The sequence below is a fragment of the Streptomyces sp. NBC_01016 genome, assembly GCF_026341035.1.
Lineage (GTDB): Bacteria > Actinomycetota > Actinomycetes > Streptomycetales > Streptomycetaceae > Streptomyces.
The window spans coordinates 927,134-950,877 of sequence record NZ_JAPEOQ010000002.1 but is presented as its reverse complement, the minus strand read 5'-3'; the positions used below and the strand labels follow the sequence as shown (position 1 = coordinate 950,877).

The 23,744-nt window shown below is 70.6% G+C and carries 19 protein-coding genes; 9 read left to right on the top strand and 10 right to left on the bottom strand.

Annotated features, from left to right (window positions below; translation table 11 throughout):
- Positions 1–22 precede the first annotated feature (22 nt).
- On the top strand, positions 23–976 hold the full coding sequence (locus OG746_RS31005; RefSeq protein ID WP_266720707.1) for a tyrosine-protein phosphatase: 954 nt from the start codon (positions 23–25) through the stop codon (positions 974–976).
- A 177-nt stretch (positions 977–1,153) separates the two neighbouring features.
- Here OG746_RS31005 and OG746_RS31000 read toward each other — a convergent pair whose 3' ends face one another.
- The 7 genes from OG746_RS31000 to OG746_RS30970 all read right to left on the bottom strand — a co-directional run bounded on the left by OG746_RS31000 (position 1,154) and on the right by OG746_RS30970 (position 7,304).
- The gene (locus tag OG746_RS31000; RefSeq protein ID WP_266720705.1) at positions 1,154–2,746 is read right to left on the bottom strand and encodes a DEAD/DEAH box helicase; all 1,593 of its coding nucleotides are present in this window, start codon (positions 2,744–2,746) and stop codon (positions 1,154–1,156) included.
- 131 nt (positions 2,747–2,877) lie between these two features.
- Positions 2,878–3,081 carry a cold-shock protein gene (locus OG746_RS30995; protein ID WP_266720703.1) on the bottom strand — a complete coding sequence of 68 codons (204 nt, stop codon included), beginning with the start codon at positions 3,079–3,081 and terminating at the stop codon, positions 2,878–2,880.
- A gap of 173 nt (positions 3,082–3,254) precedes the next feature.
- Positions 3,255–3,893: a TetR/AcrR family transcriptional regulator gene (locus OG746_RS30990; protein WP_323179704.1), complete on the bottom strand. Its 639-nt coding sequence runs from the start codon at positions 3,891–3,893 to the stop codon at positions 3,255–3,257.
- Positions 3,894–3,969: 76 nt separating this feature from the next.
- Positions 3,970–4,749 (bottom strand): SDR family NAD(P)-dependent oxidoreductase, encoded by a 780-nt coding sequence (locus OG746_RS30985; protein ID WP_266720701.1) that lies wholly within the window; start codon positions 4,747–4,749, stop codon positions 3,970–3,972.
- Positions 4,746–5,903, bottom strand: coding sequence for an acetyl-CoA C-acetyltransferase (locus OG746_RS30980; protein ID WP_266720699.1), 1,158 nt, complete (start codon positions 5,901–5,903; stop codon positions 4,746–4,748). The genes OG746_RS30985 and OG746_RS30980 overlap by 4 nt, the downstream gene beginning before the upstream one ends.
- Positions 5,904–5,925: 22 nt before the next feature.
- Positions 5,926–6,519 carry a TetR/AcrR family transcriptional regulator gene (locus tag OG746_RS30975; RefSeq protein WP_266720697.1) on the bottom strand — a complete coding sequence of 198 codons (594 nt, stop codon included), beginning with the start codon at positions 6,517–6,519 and terminating at the stop codon, positions 5,926–5,928.
- A complete protein-coding gene (locus OG746_RS30970) occupies positions 6,516–7,304 on the bottom strand; it encodes an SDR family oxidoreductase (RefSeq protein WP_266720695.1) in 789 nt (262 codons plus the stop codon). Before OG746_RS30970 ends, OG746_RS30975 begins: the two co-directional genes overlap by 4 nt.
- 89 nt (positions 7,305–7,393) lie before the next feature.
- Between OG746_RS30970 and OG746_RS30965 the strand changes: the two genes are divergently transcribed.
- From OG746_RS30965 to OG746_RS30950, 4 genes are all read left to right on the top strand, one after another.
- Positions 7,394–8,275, top strand: a complete 882-nt coding sequence (locus tag OG746_RS30965) for an enoyl-CoA hydratase (RefSeq protein ID WP_266720693.1) — start codon at positions 7,394–7,396, stop codon at positions 8,273–8,275.
- Positions 8,272–9,411, top strand: a complete 1,140-nt coding sequence (locus OG746_RS30960; protein WP_266720691.1) for an acyl-CoA dehydrogenase family protein — start codon at positions 8,272–8,274, stop codon at positions 9,409–9,411. The genes OG746_RS30965 and OG746_RS30960 overlap by 4 nt, the downstream gene beginning before the upstream one ends.
- Positions 9,411–10,346 (top strand): acyl-CoA dehydrogenase family protein, encoded by a 936-nt coding sequence (locus OG746_RS30955; protein ID WP_266720689.1) that lies wholly within the window; start codon positions 9,411–9,413, stop codon positions 10,344–10,346. Before OG746_RS30960 ends, OG746_RS30955 begins: the two co-directional genes overlap by 1 nt.
- 685 nt (positions 10,347–11,031) lie before the next feature.
- Positions 11,032–11,934, top strand: coding sequence for a chitosanase (locus OG746_RS30950; RefSeq protein ID WP_266720687.1), 903 nt, complete (start codon positions 11,032–11,034; stop codon positions 11,932–11,934).
- A 126-nt stretch (positions 11,935–12,060) separates the two neighbouring features.
- Here OG746_RS30950 and gltD read toward each other — a convergent pair whose 3' ends face one another.
- From gltD to OG746_RS30935, 3 genes are all read right to left on the bottom strand, one after another.
- Positions 12,061–13,524 carry a glutamate synthase subunit beta gene (gltD, locus tag OG746_RS30945; protein WP_266720685.1) on the bottom strand — a complete coding sequence of 488 codons (1,464 nt, stop codon included), beginning with the start codon at positions 13,522–13,524 and terminating at the stop codon, positions 12,061–12,063.
- Positions 13,517–18,115 (bottom strand): glutamate synthase large subunit, encoded by a 4,599-nt coding sequence (gene gltB, locus OG746_RS30940; protein WP_266720683.1) that lies wholly within the window; start codon positions 18,113–18,115, stop codon positions 13,517–13,519. The genes gltD and gltB overlap by 8 nt, the downstream gene beginning before the upstream one ends.
- A 339-nt stretch (positions 18,116–18,454) precedes the next feature.
- The gene (locus OG746_RS30935) at positions 18,455–19,186 is read right to left on the bottom strand and encodes a VIT1/CCC1 transporter family protein (RefSeq protein WP_266720682.1); all 732 of its coding nucleotides are present in this window, start codon (positions 19,184–19,186) and stop codon (positions 18,455–18,457) included.
- 304 nt (positions 19,187–19,490) lie between these two features.
- Between OG746_RS30935 and OG746_RS30930 the strand changes: the two genes are divergently transcribed.
- Genes OG746_RS30930 through OG746_RS30915 form a run of 4 tightly spaced genes read left to right on the top strand, consistent with a single transcriptional unit; the run spans position 19,491 to position 23,710 of the window.
- Positions 19,491–20,564: a LacI family DNA-binding transcriptional regulator gene (locus OG746_RS30930; RefSeq protein WP_266720680.1), complete on the top strand. Its 1,074-nt coding sequence runs from the start codon at positions 19,491–19,493 to the stop codon at positions 20,562–20,564.
- Positions 20,565–20,580: 16 nt separating this feature from the next.
- Entirely contained in the window at positions 20,581–21,549 is a 969-nt protein-coding gene (locus OG746_RS30925; RefSeq protein WP_266720678.1) for a carbohydrate ABC transporter permease, read from the top strand.
- Positions 21,546–22,394: a carbohydrate ABC transporter permease gene (locus tag OG746_RS30920; protein ID WP_266720676.1), complete on the top strand. Its 849-nt coding sequence runs from the start codon at positions 21,546–21,548 to the stop codon at positions 22,392–22,394. The genes OG746_RS30925 and OG746_RS30920 overlap by 4 nt, the downstream gene beginning before the upstream one ends.
- Entirely contained in the window at positions 22,394–23,710 is a 1,317-nt protein-coding gene (locus OG746_RS30915) for an ABC transporter substrate-binding protein (protein ID WP_266720674.1), read from the top strand. Before OG746_RS30920 ends, OG746_RS30915 begins: the two co-directional genes overlap by 1 nt.
- The last annotated feature ends 34 nt before the right edge of the window (positions 23,711–23,744 follow it).

Sequence of the window (23,744 nt, the reverse complement as noted above, 5' to 3'; positions counted from 1 at the left end):
GCCTCCGCAAGGGAGTTCATGTATGCCGCGCACGTACAGAACAGGGCACGCGCACGGAACAGGGAACACGTACGCAGCGGCGGCGCTCTCGCGGCGCCGGGCGCTCGGCGCCGCGCTCGGCACGGTCACGGCGCTCGCCGCGGCCCCGGTCGCCGCGGCGACGCAGGGCCGTCCGGCCACCGGTGGCATCCGGCAGATCCCCCTCAAGGGCGCGGTGAACGTCCGGGACATCGGCGGCTACCGGGCGCGAGGCCGCGGCCGGGTCCGGTACGGGCTCGTCTACCGGGCCGACGCGCTGAGCGATCTCACCGACGCGGACGTGGCGCGGGTCGACGGCCTGCGGCTCGCCGAAGTGGTCGACTTCCGGGTGCCGTTCGAGGTGCGCACGGACGGCGCCGACCGGCTGCCAGCAGGCCTTACGGTGACCGCGCGGTCCGTATCCGACGGCGGCCAGTACGAGCAGCTGATGGCCGCGATCGGTTCGAAAGACCCGGCGGTGCAGCAGGAGTTGCTCGGGAACGGCAAGGCTGCCGCGGCGATGCGCGCCACGTACCGGATGTTCGTGAACGACGCGGCCAACCGTGCGCGGTTCGGGGAGACGCTCCGGGACGCGGCGTACGGCGGTCGTGGCGCGCTGCTGTACCACTGCACGTCAGGGAAGGACCGCACGGGCTGGATGACGTACGTGCTGCTGAGCCTGCTCGGCGTGGACCAACGGGCCGTGGAGCGCGACTACTTGGCGTCGAACGCGTTTCGCTCCGCGCATGACGCCGAGGTGCGGGAGGGGCTGCGGCAGGCGGGGCTGATGCGGGACCCCGACCTGTTGATCCCCGTCCAGGAGGTGCGCATGGAGTATCTGGACGCGGCGCGTGAGCAGGTGCGGTACGCCTTCGGCGGGATGCGTCGGTACGTTACCGAGGGGCTTGGCGTGGATCGCCGCGCGGTGGGGATGCTGCGGGCGCGGCTGGTGGAGTGACGTGTTGCGCCGCTGCGGGGCGGAGGCCGCGGGGCTCTGCCCCGGACCCCGCGCCTCAATCGCCGGCGGGGCTAAAAATGCCGATCCCCGCCGGACTGCTGCTCCCGCGCGGGACGAAGACCACGGAGCTTGGATTGTCGGGCCCCGCTCCTCAAACGCCGGAGGCGCTTGATGTGGTTACGCCGCCTGCTGGCGCGGGCCGCGGGGGCCGCGGCCTCGGCGGTTGCCGCCGGAGCCGGACGAGGCCGCGCCGCCGTTGGCGGATCCGGAGCGGCGGCGGCCACCGGCCGCGCCACCCGAGTTCGTGCGCTGGCCCTCGGCGCCCGCGGCGCGACCCGCACCGGTGCCCGCGGCGCGGCCGTTGCCGCCGCCATTGCCGCTCCCGCCGCGGGAGCGGCGGGAGCGGCGCGGCTTGGCCGCGGCGGCGGGAGCGGCCGGCTCCGGCACGGCGATGGCCACGGCGACACCGGACGGCTCGCGCGCGCCGGTGATCTCCGTCAGTGCCTCGTCCGTGGAGCGGACCTGCGTCGTACGCGGCTGGATCTTGGCGTCCCGCATCAGGCGCTGCACATCGCGCTTCTGCTCGGGCAGGACCAGGGTGACGACGCTGCCGGACTCGCCGGCGCGGGCGGTGCGGCCGCCGCGGTGCAGGTAGTCCTTGTGCTCGGTGGGCGGGTCGACGTTGACGACGAGGCCGAGGTCGTCGACGTGGATGCCGCGCGCCGCGACGTTCGTGGCGACGAGCGCGGTGACCCGGCCGTCCTTGAACTGCTCCAGGGTGCGGTTGCGCTGCGGCTGGCTGCGGCCGCCGTGCAGCGGAGCCGCGTACACGCCGGCGGCGAGAAGCCGCTTGGCGAGCCGGTCGGCGGAGCGCTTGGTGTCGACGAAGAGGATGACGCGGCCTTCGCGGGCGGCGATGCGCGCGGTGACGGCCTTCTTGTCGGTCTCGTCGGCGAGGTGCAGGACGTGGTGCTCCATCGTCGTCACCGCGCCCGCGGACGGGTCGACGGAGTGCACGACGGGGTCGCTGAGGAACTGCTTGACGAGCCGGTCCACGTTCTTGTCGAGCGTCGCGGAGAACAGCATCGTCTGGCCGCCCCGCTCGACCTGCTTCAGGAGCGCGGTGACCTGCGGCATGAAGCCCATGTCGGCCATCTGGTCGGCCTCGTCGAGCACCGTCGTGCGCACCGAGCCGAGCACGCAGTCGCCGCGCTCGATGAGGTCCTTGAGGCGCCCGGGGGTGGCGACGACGACCTCGGCGCCGCGGCGCAGCGCGCCGGCCTGGCGGGAGATCGACATGCCGCCGACGACGGTCGCGAGGCGCAGCTTCAGCGCGGTGGCGTACGGGGTGAGGGCGTCGGTGACCTGCTGGGCGAGCTCACGGGTGGGGACGAGGACGAGCGCGAGAGGGGACTTCGGCTCGGCCTTGGCGCCGGTCGTGTGGGTGAGCAGCGGGAGGCCGAAGGCGAGGGTCTTGCCGGAGCCGGTGCGGCCGCGGCCGAGGAGGTCCCGTCCGGCGAGCGAGTTCGGGAGCGTCGCGGCCTGGATGGGGAACGGCTCCGTGACGCCCTGCTCACCCAGCGTCTTCAGAAGGGCGGCCGGCATGTCGAGCTCGGCGAAGCTGTCCACCGCGGGCAGCGCGGGAGTGGTGTTCTCCGGCATGGTGAATTCGCTCGGCGGCGCGGACTGTTGCCTGCGGCGCTGCTCGGGGGCGCGGCGCTGCCCGGCTGCGGGACGGGGGCGGCGGGACGGGCGGGCAGAACTGGCCATGCGGCGATGCCTTCCGGGACGGGACAGCAGGAACCGGGGCCCGCACCATAGCGGTGCGGGCCCCGGCCCGGTGATGCTCGATCCGACACCCGCCGGTCAGCCCGGCGGTGTCGAGTGATCTACGAGCGAGATCAGGCGGGGAGGATGTTCTCCGCCTGCGGGCCCTTCTGGCCCTGCGTGACGTCGAACGTCACCTTCTGGCCCTCCTGGAGCTCACGGAAGCCCGAGGTGGCGATGTTCGAGTAGTGGGCGAAGACGTCGGCGCCGCCGCCGTCCTGCTCGATGAAGCCGAAGCCCTTTTCCGAGTTGAACCACTTAACGATACCGGTGGCCATGTCGTTCTCCTTAAGAACAGGTAGCAGTCCCCATTCCAATAACGCCCAGGTGAACGCCGGAAACCAGGAAATTTCCCGGGAAAACAATAATGCGCCTGAGGAACATTCCCGTCAGGCGCACATAAAGTCTATGGGTACCAAAACTGCAACGTCGTGAATCTTAGCATGCGACGTCACCGGACCGCGATCCCGTCCAGGACCATCGACAGATACTGGCGCGCGATCTCCTCCGGACTGTGCCTCCCGCCGGGCCGGTACCAGGACGCCGCGACCCACACGGTGTCGCGTACGAACCGGTAGGTGAGGCGGATGTCGAGGTCGGCGCGGAAGACCTGGTCGGCGACGCCGCGCTCCAGGGTGGTCAGCCAGGTCTTCTCGAACCTGCGCTGCGACTCGGCGAGGAACGCGAAGCGTTCCTGCGCGACGAGCTGCTGGGACTCCCGCTGGTAGATGGCGACGGCGGCGCGGTGCCGGTCGATCTCCCGGAAGGACTCGGTGACCAGCGCCTCCAGCGTCTCCCTCGGCCCGAGTGCGTCGTCGAGCACGGTGTCGTAGCCGGACCACAGCTCGTCGAGGAAGCCGCGCAGGATCTCCTCCAGCATCGATTCCTTGGAGTCGAAGTGGTAGTAGAGGCTGCCGGCGAGCATGCCCGCGTGGTCGGCGATCTTGCGGACCGTCGTGGCGTTGTAGCCCTGCTCGGCGAAGACCTCGGCCGCGGTGTGCAGGAGCTCGCCGCGCCGCTCGGGCGCGGCGTTCGTCGACTGGGACTTCTTCTTCGCGGGCTTCGCGGGCTTCGTTGACTTCGTAGGCACGGGCCCATTGTCCCGGGCATCGGGGTCGCCGGGCGAAGTGGTCCCCGCCCATCACCCCATCGGCACGGGCGGATCGTCATGACCGGGGCATCCGTCCGGCCGACGCGCCGCCATCGGCGGAGACTTCGGCGCCGGTGAGGTAGGAGGCGTCGTCGGAGGCGAGGAAGGCGACGAGCCGGGCGACCTCCTCGGGCCGGCCGATGCGGCCGAGCGCGGCGGCCGGGTGCTCGGTGGTGCCGAGGTGGGCGGTCATCGCCGTGTCGATGGCGCCGGGGAAGACGGCGTTGACGCGGATGCCGTCGCCGCCGAGTTCGAGGGCGGCGGTGCGGCTCAGCCCGCGCAGCCCCCACTTCGCGGCGCCGTACGAGCCGTGCCCCCAGATGCCCTGGACGCCGGCCTGCGAGGAGATGTTGACGATCGCGCCGCCCCGCTCCCCCGCCCGCATGGCGGGGACGACGGCCTGGACGCCCAGGAACGGGCCGACGAGGTCGACCTTGAGGATCCGCTCCAGCTGGGCCGGATCCTCGTCGACGATGGGGGACGTCGTGTAGATGGCGGCGTTGTTGACGAGGATGTCGAGCTGCCCGTACGTACGGACGGCGACGTCGACGGCGTGCGCCCAGGAAGCCGCTTCGGTGACATCGAGTCTCACGAACCGCGCGGCGTCACCGAGATCATCGGCGACCTTCTCTCCTTCGGCCACGAGGACGTCCCCGAGCACGACCCGTGTCCCGCGCGCCACGAGTTCGCGGGTGATGGCCTCCCCCATGCCGCGGGCCGCGCCGGTCACGAGGGCGACCTTCCCGGCCAGTTGTCCATGCCGCTCACTCGTCGTCGTACGACGGGGGCTCGTCACAGGCGCTCGATGATCGTGACGTTGGCCTGGCCGCCGCCCTCGCACATCGTCTGGAGGCCGAACCGGCCGCCGGTGCGCTCCAGTTCGTGCAGCAGGGTCGTCATCAGCTTGCTGCCGGTGGCGCCGAGGGGGTGGCCGAGGGCGATCGCGCCGCCGTTGACGTTGACCTTCTCGGGGTCGGTGCCGGTCTCCTTGAGCCAGGCGAGGACGACCGGAGCGAACGCCTCGTTGATCTCGACGAGGTCGATGTCGTCCATGGTCAGGCCGGTCTTCTTCAGCGCGTACGCGGTCGCCGGGATGGGCGCGGACAGCATCCGGATGGGGTCCTCGCCGCGTACGGAGAGGTGGTGGATGCGGGCCCGGGGCGTCAGCCCGTGTTCCCGTACGGCCTGTTCGGAGGCGATCAGCAGGGCCGCCGCTCCGTCGGAGACCTGCGAGGAGCAGGCGGCGGTGATGGTGCCGCCCTCGACGACCGGATTCAGGCCCGCCATCTTCTCCAGGGTCGTGTCCCGGCGCGGCCCCTCGTCGGCGGTGACGTCCCCGTAGGCGACGGACTCCTTCGCGAACCGGCCCTCGTCGATCGCGCGCAGCGCCCGCTGGTGGGAGCGCAGCGCCCACTCCTCCTGGTCCTGCCGCGTGATGCCCCACTTCTCGGCGATGAGTTCGGCGCCGTGGAACTGGTTGACGGGCGCGTCGCCGTAGCGGGCGCGCCAGCCCTCGCTGCCGAGGAAGGGGCCCTCGGTGAGGCCGAGCGGTTCGGCGGCCTGCCGGGAGGCGAAGGCGATCGGGATCATCGACATGTTCTGCGTGCCGCCCGCGACGACGAGGTCCTGCGTCCCGGAAAGCACGCCCTGCGCCGCGAAGTGGATGGCCTGCTGGGAGGAGCCGCACTGCCGGTCGACCGTGACGCCCGGCACCTCCTCGGGAAGCCCCGCGGCGAGCCAGCAGGTGCGGGCGATGTCGCCGGCCTGCGGGCCGACGGTGTCGAGGCAGCCGAAGACGACGTCCTCGACGGCGGCCGGGTCGACCCCGGTGCGCGCGACGAGCTCCTTCAGGACATGGGCGCCCAGGTCGGCGGGGTGGACGGCGCTGAGCCCGCCCTTGCGCCGCCCGACGGGCGTACGGACCGCATCGACGATGTAGGCCTCGGCCATGACGCATCAACTCCAGTCTCTTCTAAGGGTGGTGGGGTTGGGCTATCCCGTCGAGCACCATCGCGAGGTACTCGCGGGCGATCTCCTCGGGGCTGTGCCGGCCGCCCGGCCGGTACCAGGACGCGGCGACCCACACGGTGTCGCGTACGAACCGGTAGGTGAGGCGGATGTCGAGGTCGGCGCGGAACGCCCCGGCCGCCACGCCTTCTTGGAGGGTGGTCAGCCAGGTCTGCTCGAACTTGCGCTGCGACGCGGCGAGGAACGCGAACCGCTCCCTGGCCGCGAGCGCCTTCGACTCCTTCTGGTAGATGGCGACGGCGGGCCCGTGCCGGTCGATCTCCCGGAACGACTCGGTGACCAGGGCCCGCATCGTCTCGCGCGGCCCGTGTCCGGCGGCGAGCACGGTGTCGTAGCGGCCCCACAGCTCGTCGAGGAAACCGCGGAGGATCTCCTCGACGATCGAGTCCTTGGAGTCGAAGTGGTAGTAGAGGCTGCCCGCGAGCATCCCCGCGGCGTCGGCGATCCGGCGCACGGTGGTGGCGTCGTAGCCCTGCGCCGCGAAGACCCCGGCCGCCGCGGCGAGGAGCTCTTGGCGCCGCTCGGGCGTGGGGCTCATGCGCGCTGGCTGCTGACGGAGACGGTTTCGCCGGTCATGTACGAGGAGTAGCCGGAGGCGAGGAAGACCATCACGTTGGCCACCTCCCAGGGCTGTGCGTACCGGCCGAAGGCCTCCTTCTCGGTCAGCTCGGCGAGCAGTTCCTCCGAGGTGACCTTCGCCAGGTGCGGGTGCATGGCGAGGCTGGGCGCCACCGCGTTGACCCGCACCCCGTACTCGGCGGCCTCTATCGCGGCGGTCCTGGTCAGGGCCATCACGCCGGCCTTCGCTGCGGCGTAGTGCGCCTGTCCGGCCTGGGCGCGCCAGCCGATGACGGACGCGTTGTTGACGATCACGCCGCCGCGGCCGGTGTCGCGGAAGGCGCGCAGGGCGGCCCGGACGCACCGGAACGTCCCGTTCAGGGTGACGTCCAGGACCTTCGTCCACTGCTCGTCGCTCATGTCGACGAGCGCCGAAGTGCCGCCGAGGCCCGCGTTGTTGACGACTATGTCGAGCCTGCCGTGCCGCTCCGCGGCGTGCGCGAAGAGTGCCTGCACCTGCTCCTCGTCGGTGACGTCGCAGGCTTGCGCGGAGACCCGGTCGGCGCCGAACTCGGCGGCGAGGGCCGCTTCGCTCTCCTTCAGTCGGCGTGCGTGCGCGTCGCTGATGACGACGCGGGCGCCCTCCTCCAGGAAGCGGCGCGCGGTGGCGCCGCCGATGCCGGCGCCTGCGGCCGCGGTGATGACGGCGCCGCGCCCGTCGAGCAGTTGATGCCCGGGCACGTAGTCAGGGGCGACGGAACTCATACGCGCACCTCTTTCGGCAGGGAAGGCCTCGACGCTGTCCACGCCCATAAGCTAACCTACCAAACACTTGTTAGGGAAGGATGATTCCGATGCCCGCAGCGCACGCCGCCGAGACCGGACCCGACACCGGTCCCGGCACTCCCGTCCTGTACGAGGTCAGGGGCCGGGTCGCCCACGTGACGATGAACCGCCCGAAGTACCGCAACGCCCAGAACTCGGCGATGACGTACGCCCTGGACTCCGCCTTCTACCGGGCCGCCGAGGACGAGGCCGTGAAGGTGATCGTGCTCGCGGGCGCGGGCGAGCACTTCTCGGCGGGGCACGACATCGGGACGCCGGAGCGGGACGCGCATCTGCCGTTCGAGCGGCGGGCCGGGCTGTGGTGGGACCACTCCGACAAGCGGGGCGCCGAGTCGCGGTTCGCCCGCGAGTCGGAGGTGTACCTGGGCATGTGCAGGCGCTGGCGCGAGCTGCCGAAGCCGGTGATCGCCTCGGTGCAAGGGGCGTGCGTGGCGGGCGGGTTGATGCTGGCCTGGGTGTGCGACCTGATCGTGGCGAGCGAGGACGCGTTCTTCGCCGACCCTGTCGTCCGGATGGGGATACCGGGCGTCGAGTACTTCGCGCACCCGTGGGTGATGCCGCCGCGGATCGCCAAGGAGTTCCTGTTCACGGGCGAGCGGATGAGCGCGCGCAGGGCGTACGAGGTGGGGATGGTCAACCGGGTGGCGCCCCGGGACGAACTGGCCGCCGCCACGCGCGACTTGGCGGACCGGGTGGGTGAGATGCCGCGGCTCGGGCTCGCGCTGACCAAGCGCGCGGTGAACCAGGCGGAGGATCTCCAGGGCCTGCACGCGGGCATGGACTCCGTCTTCGGCCTGCACCACCTGGCGCACGCGCACAACGCGGAGACGGCGGCGGACTCCCTGGGCGGCATGGACGTCCACGCCATGAAGGAGGCGGGCGCCCGATGAACCTGGAGTTCACCCCGGATCAGGACGCGTTCCGCGAGGAGGCGCGGGCGTGGCTCGCCGAGCACGTTCCGGCCGAGCCGCCGCCCTCCCTGGAAACGGCCGAGGGCTTCGCCGCGCACCGCGCGTGGGAGGCCGAGATGTCCGCGGACCGCTGGTCGGTCGTCTCGTGGCCCGAGGAGTTCGGGGGCCGCGGCGTCGACATCTTCAAGTGGCTGATCTTCGAGGAGGAGTACTACGCGGCGGGGGCGCCGGGCCGCGTCTCACAGAACGGCATCAACCTCCTCGCGCCCACGCTCTTCGACCACGCCACGGACGAGCAGCGGGCGCGCGTGCTGCCGTCGATGGCGAGCGGTGAGGTGATCTGGGCGCAGGCCTGGTCGGAGCCGGAGGCGGGTTCCGACCTGGCGGCGCTGCGGTCGCGGGCGGTGCGCACGGACGGCGGGTGGCTGCTGCGCGGGCAGAAGACGTGGTCGTCGCGTGCGGCGTTCGCTGACCGGGCGTTCGGCATCTTCCGTACGGACCCGGAGGCGGACAGGCCTCATCACGGGCTCACGTACTTGATGTTCGACCTGCGCGCGCCGGGTGTCACGGTCCGGCCGATCGGCCGCATCGACGGCAAGCCGGCCTTCGCCGAGCTGTTCCTGGACGACGTGTTCGTGCCCGACGAGGACGTGATCGGGGAGGTCGGCAAGGGCTGGCGCATCGCGATGTCGACGACGGGGAACGAGCGGGGGCTCATGCTCCGCTCCCCCGGCCGCTTCCTCGCCTCCGCGGACCGGCTGCTCGAGCTGTGGCGGGAGCGCGGCGCGGACCCGGCGGTGCGGGACCGGGTGGCGGACGCGGTGGTGGGGGCGCGCGCGTACCAGCTGTTCACGTACGGCAACGCGTCGCGGTTCGCGGCGGGTGAGCAGATAGGGGCGGAGTCGAGCCTGAACAAGGTGTTCTGGTCGGAGTACGACATCGCGCTGCACGAGACGGCGCTCGAACTTCTCGGCGCCGACGGAGAGTTGGCGGACGGCGAGTGGGCCGAGGGCTACACCTTCTCGCTCGCGGGGCCCATCTACGCCGGTACGAACGAGATCCAGCGCGACATCATCGCCGAGCGGCTGCTCGGCCTGCCGAAGGGACGCCGCTGATGAGGTTCCTCCTGGACGCGGAGCAGGCCGAGTTCGGCCGCACGCTCGACCGGATGCTCACGGCGGCGGACACCCCGTCGGTGGTCCGCGCGTGGGCGGGCGGCGACGCGGGGCCCGGGCGGGCGCTGTGGGGGCGGCTCGCGGAGGCGGGCGTGTTCGCGCTCGCGGTGCCGGAGGCGTACGAGGGGGTGGGCCCGCTTCCCGTGGAACTGGCGTTGTCGTACGTGGAGTTGGGGCGGCACGCGGTGCCGGGTCCTGTGGTCGAGACGGCGGCGGTGGCGACGTTGCTGAACGGTACGGAGGCCGCGAAGGAGTGGCTGCCGCGGATCGCGGCGGGAGAGGTGGTGGCCACCCTGCCCTCCGGTCCCTACGCGCTGGACGCGGACGCGGCGGACGCCGTCTTCATGGTGGACGGTGACGCGATACGGCTGGCCGCCGGGCACGGACCGCTGCGGGAGTCGGCCGACCCCGCGCGGCGCCTGTTCGTGCCCGAAGGGGGCGAGGTCGTGGCGCGTGGCGCGAAGGTGCGGGAGGCGTCGGACATGGCGTCACTTCTGACGGCGGCGCAGGCGCTCGGCGTGGGCCTGGAACTACTCCGCCGTACGGTCGACTACGTCCGGCAGCGCGAGCAGTTCGGCGTCCCGGTCGGCTCGTTCCAGGCGGTCAAGCACCGCCTCGCGGACGCGCTGGTGGGCCTGGAGTTCGCACGCCCGCTGCTGTTCGGAGCGGCACTCACGATGTCCCCGTCCGACATCGCAGCGGCGAAGCTCTCAACGGGCGAGGCGGCCTACGCGGCAGCCCGCGCAGCCCTCCAACTCCACGGCGCCGTGGGCTACACGGAGGAGCTGGACCTGTCCCTGTGGCTCCGCAAGGCCCGCCCACTCCGGGACGCATGGGCCACACCGTCCGCGTGCCGCGCGCGGATCGTGGCATAACCCGTGCCGTGGCCGGCGCCTCCCGTCCTGGTTGCGCCGCACCGGGGCGCCGCCTTGCCCACCCTGCCGCCCCAGGCGGCAGATTGCCCAAGGCGGGTGCGGTCGACCGCAACGGGTGGGGAGCCGTGCCTGCGGCGGATTACCCAAGGCGGGTGCGGTCGACCGCAGCGGGTGGGGAGCCGTGCCTGCGGCGGATTGCCCATGGCCGTGGCGGCGTCGACCGCAGCGGTTGGCGGAGGTTGCCCAAGACGGGGCGACGTCGACCGCGACGGATGGGGAGCCGCGGACGGCGCCGAATCGCCCAAGACGGCGCCGGCACCCCGTCGGGCCGACGCCCCCGGAGGGGGCGGGTGGGTGGGAGATGGGCGGGAGCCGGGCGATTGCCTGCGGGTGGGCAAATCAAGCCCCTGCGGCGTTTGAGCAGCGGGGCCCGGGGCGGAGCCCCGAATCCGTAACGCCGGTCCGGCAAAACCAGCCCCGCCGGCGATTGAGGCGCGGGGCCCGGGGCAGAGCCCCGCGGCGTGGGCCAAGGCGGACCGGCCCTACGTGGGGCCGATGCACATCAAGCCCCTGCGGCGCTTGAGCAGCGGGGGCCGGGGCGGAGCCCCGTGGCGTAGGACCCGTGCCGGGTCAGGAACGGGCACCGGTCGCCAAGTCGCACAGACACTCGCTTAATGTGTGCCGCATGAAACGCGCAGGCTGCCTGCTCCTCTCCTTCGTCGCCGTGGCCCCCCTCGCCACCGCCGCCGTCTACCTCCTGTCACCGGACGACAAGCAGGACGGCGCGGGCCCACGCCCCACCACCTCCGCCCCGGCCCGCCCCGGCAACCAGTCGGAAGCGGAGCGCAAGGCCGACGACAAGGTGATCGCGAGCCTGCCTCCCGGCCTCGCCGCCCCGCAGAAGAAGGACCTGGCCCAGCAGATCGTCGCCAGCGCCGAGAACTCGACCCTCAACTGGCGTGGCCAGTACGGCTACATCGAGGACATCGACGACGGCCAGGGCTACACGGCCGGCATCATCGGCTTCTGCACCGGCACCCACGACCTGCTGACCCTGGTCGAGCGCTACACCAAGACCCACCCGGACAACGGCCTCGCCCGCTACCTCCCCGCCCTGCGCAAGGTCGACGGCACGGACTCCCACAAGGGCCTCGACCCCGGCTTCACCGCGGCGTGGAAGCAGGAGGCCACGCACAAGGCCTTCCGGGACATCCAGGAGAAGGAGCGCGACCGCGGCTACTTCGACCCCGCGGTCCGCCTCGCCAAGCTCGACGGCCTCGGCACGCTCGGCCAGTTCGTCTACTACGACGCGATGGTCCTGCACGGCCCCGGCACAAGCCCGAACGGCTTCTACGGACTGCGCGAGGCCGCCCTCAAGGAGGCCGACACCCCGTCGCAGGGCGGCAGCGAGAAGAACTACCTCGACATCTTCCTCGACCTGCGCCGCAAGGCCATGAAGTCCAAGAACCCCGACCGCGACACCACCCGCATCGACACGGCGCAGCGCCAGTTCCTCTACGACGGGAACCTGTCCCTGAAGACTCCGCTGACGTGGAAGGTGTACGGCGAGACGTTCCACATCGACTGACGCGACCGAGCCCGAAGCCCCCGAACGCACCGCGACGCCCGCCCAGCGTCCGGTCGGGGACTTTATAGGGCGAGCGTCGCGCTCAGTTCCGTACGCCGTTGTACGGGACGTTTCAGCGGCGGACCGTTACACGGCCAGCGCGCGGTCCGTCGGGCGGATCGGAGCGTGCAGCTCCGACACCCCGGTCAGGAAGCGGTCCACGCCGCGGGCGGCCGAGCGGCCCTCCGCGATGGCCCACACGATGAGGGACTGGCCGCGGCCGGCGTCGCCCGCCACGAACACACCCGGGACGTTCGTCTGGAACTCGTCGTCGCGGGCGACGTTGCCGCGCGCGTCGAGGTCGAGGCCGAACTGCGAGACCAGGCCGTTCTCCTGGTCCGTGCCCGTGAAGCCCATCGCGAGGGTGACCAGCTGCGCCGGGATCTTGCGCTCGGTGCCGGGCTTGTTGACGAGCTTGCCGTCGACGAACTCGACCTCGGCGAGGTGCAGCCACTGGACGTTGCCGTCCTCGTCGCCCTCGAAGTGGGTGGTGCCCGCAGAGTAAATGCGCTCGCCGCCCTCCTCGTGGGCCGAGGTGACCTTGTAGAGCATCGGGAACGTCGGCCACGGCTGCGTGGTCGTGTTCCGGTCGTCGTTCGGGCGCGGCATGATCTCCAGCTGCGTCACCGAGGCGGCGCCCTGGCGGTGGGCGGTGCCCACGCAGTCGGCGCCGGTGTCACCGCCGCCGATCACGACGACGTGCTTGCCCTCGGCGGTGATGGGCGGCTGGACGTAGTCGCCCTCCTGCACCTTGTTGGAGAGGGGCAGGTACTCCATCGCGTAGTGGATGCCGTTCAACTCGCGGCCGGGGACCGGGAGATCACGCGACACGGTCGCACCCGCGGCCACGACGACGGCGTCGTAGCGCTTGCGCAGGCCCGCGGCGTCGATGTCGCGGCCGACCTCCACGCCGGTGCGGAACTTGGTGCCCTCCGCGCGCATCTGCTCGATGCGGCGGTTGATGTGGCGCTTCTCCATCTTGAACTCGGGGATGCCGTAGCGGAGCAGGCCGCCGATGCGGTCGGCGCGCTCGTAGACGGCGACCGTGTGGCCGGCCCGCGTCAGCTGCTGGGCGGCGGCGAGACCTGCCGGGCCCGAGCCGATGACGGCGACGGTCTTGCCCGACAGGCGCTCGGGGATCTGCGGGGCGACGTCGCCCCGGTCCCACGCCTGGTCGATGATCGAGACCTCGACGTTCTTGATGGTCACGGCCGGCTGGTTGATGCCGAGCACGCACGCCGACTCACAGGGCGCCGGGCAGAGGCGACCGGTGAACTCCGGGAAGTTGTTGGTCGCGTGCAGGCGCTCCTGCGCGGCCGACCAGTCCTCGCGGTACGCGTAGTCGTTCCACTCGGGGATCAGGTTCCCCAGCGGGCAGCCGTTGTGACAGAACGGGATGCCGCAGTCCATGCAGCGGGACGCCTGCTTGCTGATGATGGGGAGCAGGGACCCGGGAACGTAGACCTCGTTCCAGTCCTTGACGCGCTCGTCGACCGGGCGGGTCTGGGCGACTTCGCGCCCGTGGTTGAGAAAGCCCTTGGGATCAGCCATTGGTCGCCGCCTCCATCATCTTCTCGGTGATCTCGGTCTCCGAGAGACCGTCTCGCTCGGCGGCGTCCTTGGCGGCGAGCACTGCCTTGTACGTGCTGGGGATGATCTTCGTGAACCGGGCCACCGAGGCGTCCCAGTCGACGAGGAGCTTCTCGGCCACCGTCGAGCCGGTCTCCTCGGCGTGGCGGCGCACCACGTCGTGCAGCCACTGCTTGTCGGTGTCGTCGAGGGGCTCGACCGCGGACTGGTTACCGGCGTTCACGTCGGCGAGCTTCATGTCGATGACGTACGCGATGCCGCCCGACATACCGGCCGCGAAGTTGCGGCCCGTCTCGCCGAGGATCACCGCGTGGCCGCCGGTCATGTACTCGCAGCCGTGGTCGCCCACGCCCTCCGAGACGACCGTGGCACCGGAGTTGCGGACGCAGAAGCGCTCGCCGGTGCGGCCGCGGAGGAACAGTTCGCCGCCCGTCGCGCCGTACGCGATGGTGTTGCCGGCGATCGTCGAGTACTCGGCGAGGTGGTCGGCGCCGCGGTCCGGGCGGACGATGACGCGGCCACCGGAGAGGCCCTTGCCGACGTAGTCGTTGGCGTCGCCTTCGAGACGGAGCGTGACACCGCGCGGCACGAAGGCGCCGAAGGACTGGCCGGCGGAGCCCGTGAAGGTGATGTCGATGGTGTCGTCGGGCAGGCCCGCGCCACCGAACTTCTTCGTCACCTCGTGGCCGAGCATGGTGCCGACCGTGCGGTTGATGTTGCGGATGGCGACCCGGGCGCGCACCGGCTGGGCGTCCGTCTGGTCGTTGGCGGCGAGGGCGTCGGCGGCGAGCTTGATCAGCTCGTTGTCGAGCGCCTTCTCCAGGCCGTGGTCCTGCTCGATGATCCGGTGACGGACGGCGCCCTCGGGCAGGTCCGGCACGTGGAACAGCGGCTCCAGGTCGAGGCCCTGCGCCTTCCAGTGGTTCACGGCCTGCTCGGTGTCGAGGAGTTCGGCGTGGCCGACGGCCTCCTCGATGGAGCGGAAGCCCATCTCGGCGAGCAGCTCGCGGACCTCTTCGGCGATGAACTTGAAGAAGTTGACGATGTACTCGGCCTTGCCGGAGAACCGCTCGCGCAGCGTCGGGTTCTGCGTGGCGATGCCGACCGGGCAGGTGTCCAGGTGGCAGACGCGCATCATGACGCAGCCGGAGACGACGAGCGGCGCGGTCGCGAAACCGAACTCCTCGGCGCCGAGCAGCGCGGCGATCAGCACGTCGCGGCCGGTCTTCAGCTGGCCGTCGGTCTGCACGACGATGCGGTCGCGCAGGCCGTTGAGCAGCAGCGTCTGCTGGGTCTCGGCGAGGCCGAGCTCCCAGGGACCACCGGCGTGCTTCAGCGACGTGAGCGGCGAGGCGCCCGTGCCGCCGTCGTGACCCGAGATCAGGACGACGTCCGCGTGCGCCTTCGACACACCGGCCGCGACCGTACCCACGCCGACCTCGGAGACCAGCTTCACGTGGATGCGGGCCTGCGGGTTGGCGTTCTTGAGGTCGTGGATCAGCTGAGCCAGGTCCTCGATGGAGTAGATGTCGTGGTGCGGCGGCGGGGAGATGAGGCCCACGCCCGGCGTCGAGTGACGCGTCTTGGCGACCCACGGGTAGACCTTGTGGCCGGGCAGCTGGCCGCCCTCACCGGGCTTGGCGCCCTGGGCCATCTTGATCTGGATGTCGTCGGAGTTGACCAGGTACTCGGAGGTCACACCGAAGCGGCCGGAGGCCACCTGCTTGATCGACGAGCGGCGCGCCGGGTCGTACAGGCGCTCCGGGTCCTCGCCGCCCTCACCGGTGTTGGACTTGCCGCCCAGCTGGTTCATGGCGATGGCGAGGGTCTCGTGCGCCTCCATGGAGATGGAGCCGTACGACATGGCGCCGGTCGAGAACCGCTTGACGATCTCGGAGGCCGGCTCGACCTCGTCGATGGAGATCGGCTCGCGGCCCTCGGCCTTGAAGCCGAACAGGCCGCGCAGCGTCATGAGCCGCTCGGACTGCTCGTTCACGCGGTCCGTGTACTTCTTGAAGATGTCGTAGCTGCCCGAGCGCGTGGCGTGCTGGAGGCGGAAGACCGTCTCCGGGTCGAACAGGTGAGGCTCGCCCTCGCGGCGCCACTGGTACTCGCCGCCGATGTCGAGCGCGCGGTGCGCGGGCGCGATGCCGGAGGCGGGGTACGCCTTGGCGTGCCGGGCGGCGACCTCCTCGGCGATGACGCGCAGGTCGGCGCCGCCGATCTTGGTGGTGGTGCCGTTGAAGTACTTCTCGACGAAGGCCTCGTCGAGGCCGACGGCCTCGAAGACCTGGGCGCCGCGGTAGGAGGCGACGGTCGAGATGCCCATCTTGGACATGACCTTGAGGACGCCCTTGCCGAGCGCGTAGATCAGGTTCCTGATCGCGTCCTCGGCCTCTATGTCCTTGAGGAACGTGCCGGCGCGGACCAGGTCCTCGACCGACTCCATGGCGAGGTACGGGTTGACCGCCGCGGCACCGAAACCGATGAGCAGGGCGACGTGGTGGACCTCGCGCACGTCACCGGCCTCGACGAGGAGGCCCACCTGGGTGCGCTTCTTCGTACGGATGAGGTGGTGGTGGACGGCCGCGGTGAGCAGCAGCGACGGGATCGGCGCGTGCTCGGCGTCGGAGTGCCGGTCGGAGAGCACGATCAGGCGGGCGCCGGCCTCGAGGGCGGCGTCGGCCTCGGCGCAGATCTCGTCGATCCGGGCGGCGAGCGAGTCGCCACCGCCGTGCACCCGGTACAGGCCGGACAGGGTGACGGCCTTCATGCCGGGCATGTCGCCGTCGGCGTTGATGTGGATGAGCTTCGCGAGCTCATCGTTGTCGATCACCGGGAAGGGCAGGGTGACCGCGCGGCACGTGGCGGCCGTGGGCTCGAGCAGGTTGCTGCCGGGGCCCAGCGGGGAGCGCAGCGAGGTGACGAGCTCCTCGCGGATCGCGTCCAGCGGCGGGTTCGTGACCTGCGCGAACAGCTGCGTGAAGTAGTCGAACAGCAGCCGCGGGCGGGCGGAGAGCGCCGCGATCGGGGTGTCCGTGCCCATCGAGCCGATCGGCTCGGCGCCGGCCTTGGCCATCGGCGCGACGAGGATGCGGAGCTCTTCCTCGGTGTAGCCGAAGGTCTGCTGGCGGCGCGTGACGGAGGCGTGCGTGTGCACGATGTGCTCGCGCTCGGGGAGGTCGGAGAGCTCGATCTCGCCGGCCTCGAGCCACTCCTCGTAGGGGTGCTCGGAGGCGAGAGCGTTCTTGATCTCCTCGTCCTCGATGATGCGGTGCTCGGCGGTGTCCACGAGGAACATCCGGCCGGGCTGCAGGCGGCCCTTCTTGACGACCTTGGCCGGGTCGATGTCGAGGACGCCGACCTCGGAGCCGAGGACGACGAGTCCTTCGTCGGTGACCCAGTAGCGGCCGGGACGCAGACCGTTGCGGTCGAGAACGGCGCCGACCTGGGTGCCGTCGGTGAAGGTGACGCAGGCCGGGCCGTCCCAGGGCTCCATCAGGTTGGAGTGGTACTGGTAGAAGGCGCGCCGGGCCGGGTCCATGGAGGCGTGGTTCTCCCAGGCCTCCGGGATCATCATCAGGACGCTGTGCGGCAGCGAACGGCCACCGAGGTGCAGCAGCTCAAGGACCTCGTCGAAGGAGGCGGAGTCGGAGGCGTCCGGCGTACAGACGGGGAAGGTCCGCTCGAGGTTGTCCGAGTCTCCGAACAGCTCGGAGCCGAGCTGCGACTCACGGGCACGCATCCAGTTGCGGTTGCCCTTGACGGTGTTGATCTCACCGTTGTGCGCGACGAAGCGGTACGGGTGCGCGAGCGGCCACGACGGGAACGTGTTCGTGGAGAACCGGGAGTGCACGAGCGCGATCGCGGAAGCGAAGCGGCGGTCGGACAGGTCCGGGAAGAAGGGCTCAAGCTGGCCGGTGGTCAGCATGCCCTTGTAGACGATCGTGCGCGCGGAGAGCGACGGGAAGTACACGTCGGCCTCGCGCTCGGCGCGCTTGCGCAGCACGAACGCCTTGCGGTCGAGCGCGATGTCCTTGGAGGTGCCGTCCGCGACGAAGACCTGGCGGAACGCCGGCATCGTCGAGCGGGCGGTGGCGCCGAGGAGCTGCGGGGCGACCGGGACCTCGCGCCAGCCGAGGACGTTCAGGCCCTCTTCGGCGGCGATCGTCTCGATCCGCGAGACGAACTCCTCGGTGCCCTCCTCGGGCAGGAAGGCGATACCGACAGCGTACGAACCGGCCTCGGGGAGGTCGAAGTCGACCACCTCGCGCAGGAAGGCGTCCGGAACCTGGGACAGGATGCCCGCGCCGTCGCCCGAGTCGGGCTCGGAGCCGGTGGCACCGCGGTGTTCCAGGTTTCGCAGGACGGTCAGCGCCTGCTCGACCAGCGTGTGGCTCGCCTCGCCGGTGAGGGTGGCCACGAACCCGACGCCACAGGCGTCGTGCTCATTTCGCGGGTCGTACATGCCCTGGGCAGCAGGGCGAGCATCCATGTGCGACCAGGTCTGGCCGCTGTTGGAATGCTGGGACGGCTGGCGCGAGGTACGCATCGGCTCTCCCGTCGTCGTCGTGGCAAGGTACGTGCCGAGGGACGACGTTGGCCCTCTGCGGAGAAGTGCAACTCAAAAATTTCGTGCAAGTTACATGATGGAGCGGTTCTCGGGAACCGGATACTGCGTTCCAACATGCGGACACCGCGGGTGGCGGCGGGAGAGGCCTGGCCGGGCAGATCGATGACCGAGGGCCGGGGTGGTGCTGGCGTGCGCCGCGGGCCTCATTGCCCCCAGCGCTTACGGCTCATGCCCCGTGGTCTCGCAATCGAAACCGCGCGGTAACGACTACTTATGCAAGGCGCTGTATAGGCATCTTCAGGCCACGGCCGCGACCCGTCAACCAGCAAAAGTGCCGAAGATGCTCCCCAGGAGATACGTCACACCCGCCGCGGCACCACCGAGGACCAACTGCCGCAATCCGCTGAACCACCAGGAACGCGCCGTCACCTTGGCCACGACGGCCCCGCACGCGAAGAGTCCGAGGAGCGCGAGCAGCACGGCGGGCCACAGCGCGCTCGCCCCGAGCAGATAGGGCAGCACCGGGATCAGGGCGCCGAGCGCGAACGACCCGAAGGACGAGACGGCGGCGACCGTCGGCGAGGGAAGATCGCCGGGGTCGATGCCCAGCTCCTCCCGCGCATGTATCTCCAGGGCCTGCTCGGGATCCCGCGACAGCTGCGCGGCGACCTCGTGCGCAAGCTTCGACTCGACGCCACGGGAGACGTACAGCTCGGCGAGCTCCTTCTCCTCGTCGGCCGGGTGCTTGCGCAACTCGCGCCGCTCGACGTCGAGTTCGGCCTCGACCAGCTCGCGCTGGGAGGCGACGGAGGTGTACTCGCCCGCGGCCATGGAGAAGGCTCCGGCGGCGAGGCCCGACAGGCCGGTGATGATGATCGTCTGCTGCGAGACGGCGCCGCCCGCGACGCCGGCCATGAGCGCGAAGTTGGAGACGAGCCCGTCCATCGCGCCGAAGACCGCGGGCCGCAGCCAGCCACCGTTGACATCGCGGTGGGTGTGGTTGTCCCGGTGGGCGTCGTGCAGATCCGCCCCGGTCTCGATGATGGTCATGCTCGTGGACCCCGCTCCCCTGTGACTGCTGACTACCGACTGCCGTTTGCGAGCTGCCGTTGACGAGTCCGAAAGTACGCGCGAAAAATCGGCCCTGCCAGCAAGGAAGGCCGTACTTACCTGCGGTTTTGCGCCCTGCGCAACACGCTGACCTCCACCTTCCCGGACTAGCCCGTGAGGTGGATCACATGATGGGTGCGTTGACGGGCAGGGAAACAAGGACGCAACATCCGTAAACGTTTACAGAAGCGGGAAACGTTTACAGCATGACGGCGACAGCATGACGGCGAAGGGAGCAGGCGCGGTGCCGAGGACCACGACGCAGGCGACGGCGGCGGCGACCGGTGGCGGTCAGCCGACGATCATCTCCATCGCCGAGCGCGCGGGGGTCTCCATCGCGTCCGTCTCCCGCGTGCTGAACGGGATCGGGGCCCGCCCCGCGACCGTCGAGAAGGTCGAGCGCGCCGCCGCCGAACTCGGCTATGTGCCGAACGCGGTGGCCCGCTCCCTCAAGGACGGCCGCACCCGCCAGCTCACCTTCGCGATGCCCGACATCGGCAACCCGGTCTATGTGGCGATGGTCCGCGCCATCCAGTCCGTCGCGAAGGCCGCCGGGTACCGCCTCCTCCTGCACTCCACGGACGCCGTCGCCGAGGACGAACTCGCCGTGCTCCGCAGCCTCGGCGACCGCACCAGCGACGGCCTCATCCTGTGCCCCATCCGCATCACGGACGCCCACGTGGACGCGCTGCGCTCGGCCTCGGGCCCCGTCGTCGTCATCGGCTCACTGCCCAGCGGCGTCCCCGTCGACAGCGTGCGCGCCGACTCCGTCGAGGGCGTCGCGCTCGCGGTGCGTCATCTGTACGAGACGGGCCGGCGCCGCATCGCCTTCGTCAACGGCCCCGCCGACACGGTCCCCGGCCGCAAGCGCGGCGAGGGCTTCCGCAAGGCCCTCGCGGACTGCGGCCTCGTATACGACCCGGAGCTCGTCGTGCACACGGACTTCGGCATCGAGTCCGGGGCCGCGGCCGCCGAGTCGCTCCTCGACCTGCGGCCCGACGCGGTCTTCGGCGCCAACGACCAGCTGGCCCTCGGCGCCGCCCGCGCCCTGCACGCCCGAGGCCTGCGGATACCCGAGGACGTCGCGGTCGCGGGGATGGACGACAGCGTGCTCGCGCAGGCCGGCTGGCCCCCGCTGACCAGCGTCGACCTGGGCTCCACCGAGCGCGGGCGACGCGCCGCCGAACTGCTGCTGCACCGCCTCGCCGCCCCGGAAGCCCCCGGAAGCACCGCAGAGAACCCCGCTCCCCGCTCCACCACCGCCCCTCCCCGCCTCGTCGTCCGCGCCTCCACGGGCCGGGCGGCGCCCGACAGTTGAGACATCGAGGATTCCCATGAGTCTCACCGCGCCCCGGGACAACGCCGTCCCCGGCAGCCGCGGCACACCACCACCCCGCACGCCGGGTCAGCGCAAGCGAGCGCTCGGCCTGGACCGGGGCGCGTGGTTCCTGCTGATGCCCGCGCTGATCCCGATTCTGATACTCAGCGTGGTCCCGCTCCTGTACGGCCTGTCGCTCGCGTTCACCGACTCGCAGGCGGGACGGACCGCTCCCACGCAGTTCATCGGCCTGGACAACTTCCTCGACCTGCGCCACGACTCGCTGTTCTGGGAGTCGTTCCGGATCGGCCTGGTCTGGGCGGTGTCCGTGACGGCACTGCAGTTCGTCTTCGCGCTCGGCCTCGCGCTGCTGCTCAACCAGAATCTGCGTTTCCGCTGGATGGCCCGCACCCTGGCGCTGGTCCCGTGGGCGATGCCCGAGGTCGTCGTCGGCATCATGTGGCGGCTCGTCTACCACTCGGACGCGGGCATCCTCAACAAGACGCTGACCCAGCTCGGCCTGATCCACGAGAACGTCGACTGGCTCGCGGACCTGTCGTACGCGCTGCCCGCCGTGATCGTCGTGGGCGTCTGGGCGGGCATGCCGCAGACGACGGTGGTGCTCCTCGCCGGACTGCAGAACGTGCCGGTCGAGTTGCGTGAAGCCGCGCAGATCGATGGCGCGGGGATGTGGCGCCGGTTCACGGCCGTGACCTGGCCGGCCCTGAAGCCGGTGGTCATCGCCATCACCGCGCTCAACTTCATCTGGAACTTCAACTCCTTCGGCCTGGTCTACGTACTGACGCAGGGCGGGCCCGGCGGGAAGACGCGGCTCCCGATGCTGTTCGCGTACGAAGAGGCCTTCAAATACGGGCAGTTCGGGTACGCCGCCGCGATGGGCCTTGCGATGGTCGCGGTGATCGCGGTGCTGCTGACGCTGTTCCTCCGTAAGAAGCTGAAGGAAGACGTGGAGGCGGCGGCATGAGCGCGAGTACGACACTCCCCCGGGTCGCGGGCCGAGCAGGCCAGTACGTGGCGCTGCTCTGCTACATGATCTTCCTGGCCTTCCCGTTCCTGTGGCTGATCTCGACGTCCTTCAAGTCCCCGCAGGAGCTGGGCGCGATCGACCCGAGCTGGCTGCCGCAGCATCCGAGCCTGGACAACTACCGCGCCGCGTTCGACGCGCAGCCGCTGCTGCACTCGGCGCTCAACAGCCTGGTCGTCGCGGTCAGCGCCTCCGTGATCTCGGTGGCGATCGCGGTCCCGGCCTCGTACGTCATGGTCCGGTACAGGTCCCGGGTCAGCCAGGCGGGCACGGGCTGGATCCTGGTCAGCCAGATGTTCCCGTTCGTGCTGATCATCATCCCGCTGTTCCTCGTCCTGAAGAACCTGCGGCTGATCGACAGCCTCTTCGGCCTGATCATCGTCTACGTCGTCTGGAACCTGCCCTTCTCGCTCTGGATGCTCCAGGGCTACGTGAAGTCGGTGCCGCGCTCCCTGGAGGAGGCCGCGGCGGTGGACGGCGCGGGCCGGCTGCGCACGCTGACCAGCGTGGTCCTTCCGCTCCTCGCGCCCGGCCTGGTGGCCACGCTGATGTTCAGCTTCGTGACCGCCTGGAACGAGTTCTTCTTCGCCCTCGTCCTCCTCAAGTCCCCGGAGAACCAGACGATGTCGGTCATCCTCACCCGCTTCCTCGGCGCCGAGGGCGTCGCCGACCTGGGCCCGCTCGCCGCGGCCTCGGTCCTCGCCACGATCCCCAGCCTCGTCTTCTTCGCGCTGCTCCAGCGGCGGCTCGTCGGCGGCATGCTCAGCGGGGCGGTGAAGGGCTGATGCGCAGCAGGATCCTCGCGGCGGCCGCGGCCTCCCTCTCCCTCGCGCTGCTCGCCGGCTGCTCCGGGTCCGACTCGGACTCCGATTCGGCGAACGGCACGGTCACCCTCGAATTCCTCAGCCTCGCCTGGCAGAAGGAGTCCATCGAGGCGAACAAGGCCCTGGTCGCGAAGTGGAACGACACCCACTCCAAGGTCAAGGTCAAGTACGTCCAGGGCGTCTGGGACAGCATCCACGACCAGATGCTGACCTCCTTCGAGGGCGGCAAGGCGCCGGACATCTTCCACGACGACGCCTCCGACCTCACCGACTTCGGGCACGGCGGCTACCTCGCCGACCTGAGCCCCTACCTGCCGAAGTCGCTGCGCGCGGACATCCCGAAGGCGTCCTGGGCCACGACGACGTACGGGAAGAAGATCTACGGCATCCCGTTCCTCCAGGAGCCGCGCGTACTCGTCGTGAACAAGAAGCTCCTGAAGCAGTCGGGCGTACGTACACCCACGGTCCAACACCCTTGGTCCTGGGCCGAGTTCGAGCGTGCGAGCAAGAAGCTCACGCGCGACAGGAACAAGGACGGCAAGCCTGAGCAGTACGGCGTCGCCTGGTCGATGAAGGAGCCCGTCACCCAGTCCGTGAACCTCGCCCTTTCCACCGGCGGCAAGCTTTTCTACAAGGACAAGGACGGCAAGAACGAGATCCGCTACGGCGCCGCCGACTCGGCCGTCGCACGACTGATCAACCGGCAGGTCAACAAGGCGCACAGTGCGCCCAAATCGGCGCTCGGCATGGCCGGTTCCGACACGCTGCCCGGCTTCTTCGCGGGCAAGTACGCGATGCTGCCGCTCAACTTCTCGTTCCGGCAGCAGGTCCAGCAGCAGGCCCCCAAGGGCTTCGACTGGACCGTCCTGCCGATGCCCTCCGGCTCCGGCGGCCTGGCCCAGGGCGTCGCCCCGCAGACCCTGTCCGTCTCCGAGGACAGCAAGCACAAGAAGGCGGCGGCCCAGTTCATCGCCTACCTCACACAGGCCGACCACCAGGTACAACTGGCGCGCGGCGACTGGCTGTTGCCCACCAGCCGCGAGGCACTCAAGGACCCGTCCCTGACCACCGACAAGTACGGCTGGAAGACCGGCTCCGAGATGGCCGCCTCGCTGCGCCCGTCCCCGGTGCTCGGGGTGCGGGGCTACGCCGAGTGGAAGGACAAGATCGCCACTCCGGCCTTCCAGGAGTACTACAACGGCGCGTTCGGCGTAACAGAGCTGCGCAAGCGCCTGGCGGACGACGGCAATCTGATTCTGAACCGCTACCAACGCTGAGCACCACCACTCGCACCACCAGCACAACCCCAGA

Bases quoted from the DNA above. Each gene is read 5' to 3' on its own strand.
- OG746_RS30995 (WP_266720703.1), bottom strand. From the start codon at position 3,081: ATGGCCACCGGTATCGTTAAGTGGTTCAACTCGGAAAAGGGCTTCGGC.
- OG746_RS30965 (WP_266720693.1), top strand. From the start codon at position 7,394: ATGCCCGCAGCGCACGCCGCCGAGACCGGACCCGACACCGGTCCCGGC.
- OG746_RS31005 (WP_266720707.1), top strand. From the start codon at position 23: ATGCCGCGCACGTACAGAACAGGGCACGCGCACGGAACAGGGAACACG.
- OG746_RS30920 (WP_266720676.1), top strand. From the start codon at position 21,546: ATGAGCGCGAGTACGACACTCCCCCGGGTCGCGGGCCGAGCAGGCCAG.
- OG746_RS30970 (WP_266720695.1), bottom strand. From the start codon at position 7,304: ATGAGTTCCGTCGCCCCTGACTACGTGCCCGGGCATCAACTGCTCGAC.
- OG746_RS30980 (WP_266720699.1), bottom strand. From the start codon at position 5,903: ATGGCCGAGGCCTACATCGTCGATGCGGTCCGTACGCCCGTCGGGCGG.
- OG746_RS30975 (WP_266720697.1), bottom strand. From the start codon at position 6,519: ATGAGCCCCACGCCCGAGCGGCGCCAAGAGCTCCTCGCCGCGGCGGCC.
- gltD (WP_266720685.1), bottom strand. From the start codon at position 13,524: ATGGCTGATCCCAAGGGCTTTCTCAACCACGGGCGCGAAGTCGCCCAG.
- OG746_RS31000 (WP_266720705.1), bottom strand. From the start codon at position 2,746: ATGGCCAGTTCTGCCCGCCCGTCCCGCCGCCCCCGTCCCGCAGCCGGG.
- OG746_RS30925 (WP_266720678.1), top strand. From the start codon at position 20,581: ATGAGTCTCACCGCGCCCCGGGACAACGCCGTCCCCGGCAGCCGCGGC.
- OG746_RS30950 (WP_266720687.1), top strand. From the start codon at position 11,032: ATGAAACGCGCAGGCTGCCTGCTCCTCTCCTTCGTCGCCGTGGCCCCC.
- OG746_RS30915 (WP_266720674.1), top strand. From the start codon at position 22,394: ATGCGCAGCAGGATCCTCGCGGCGGCCGCGGCCTCCCTCTCCCTCGCG.
- OG746_RS30935 (WP_266720682.1), bottom strand. From the start codon at position 19,186: ATGACCATCATCGAGACCGGGGCGGATCTGCACGACGCCCACCGGGAC.
- gltB (WP_266720683.1), bottom strand. From the start codon at position 18,115: ATGCGTACCTCGCGCCAGCCGTCCCAGCATTCCAACAGCGGCCAGACC.
- OG746_RS30960 (WP_266720691.1), top strand. From the start codon at position 8,272: ATGAACCTGGAGTTCACCCCGGATCAGGACGCGTTCCGCGAGGAGGCG.
- OG746_RS30955 (WP_266720689.1), top strand. From the start codon at position 9,411: ATGAGGTTCCTCCTGGACGCGGAGCAGGCCGAGTTCGGCCGCACGCTC.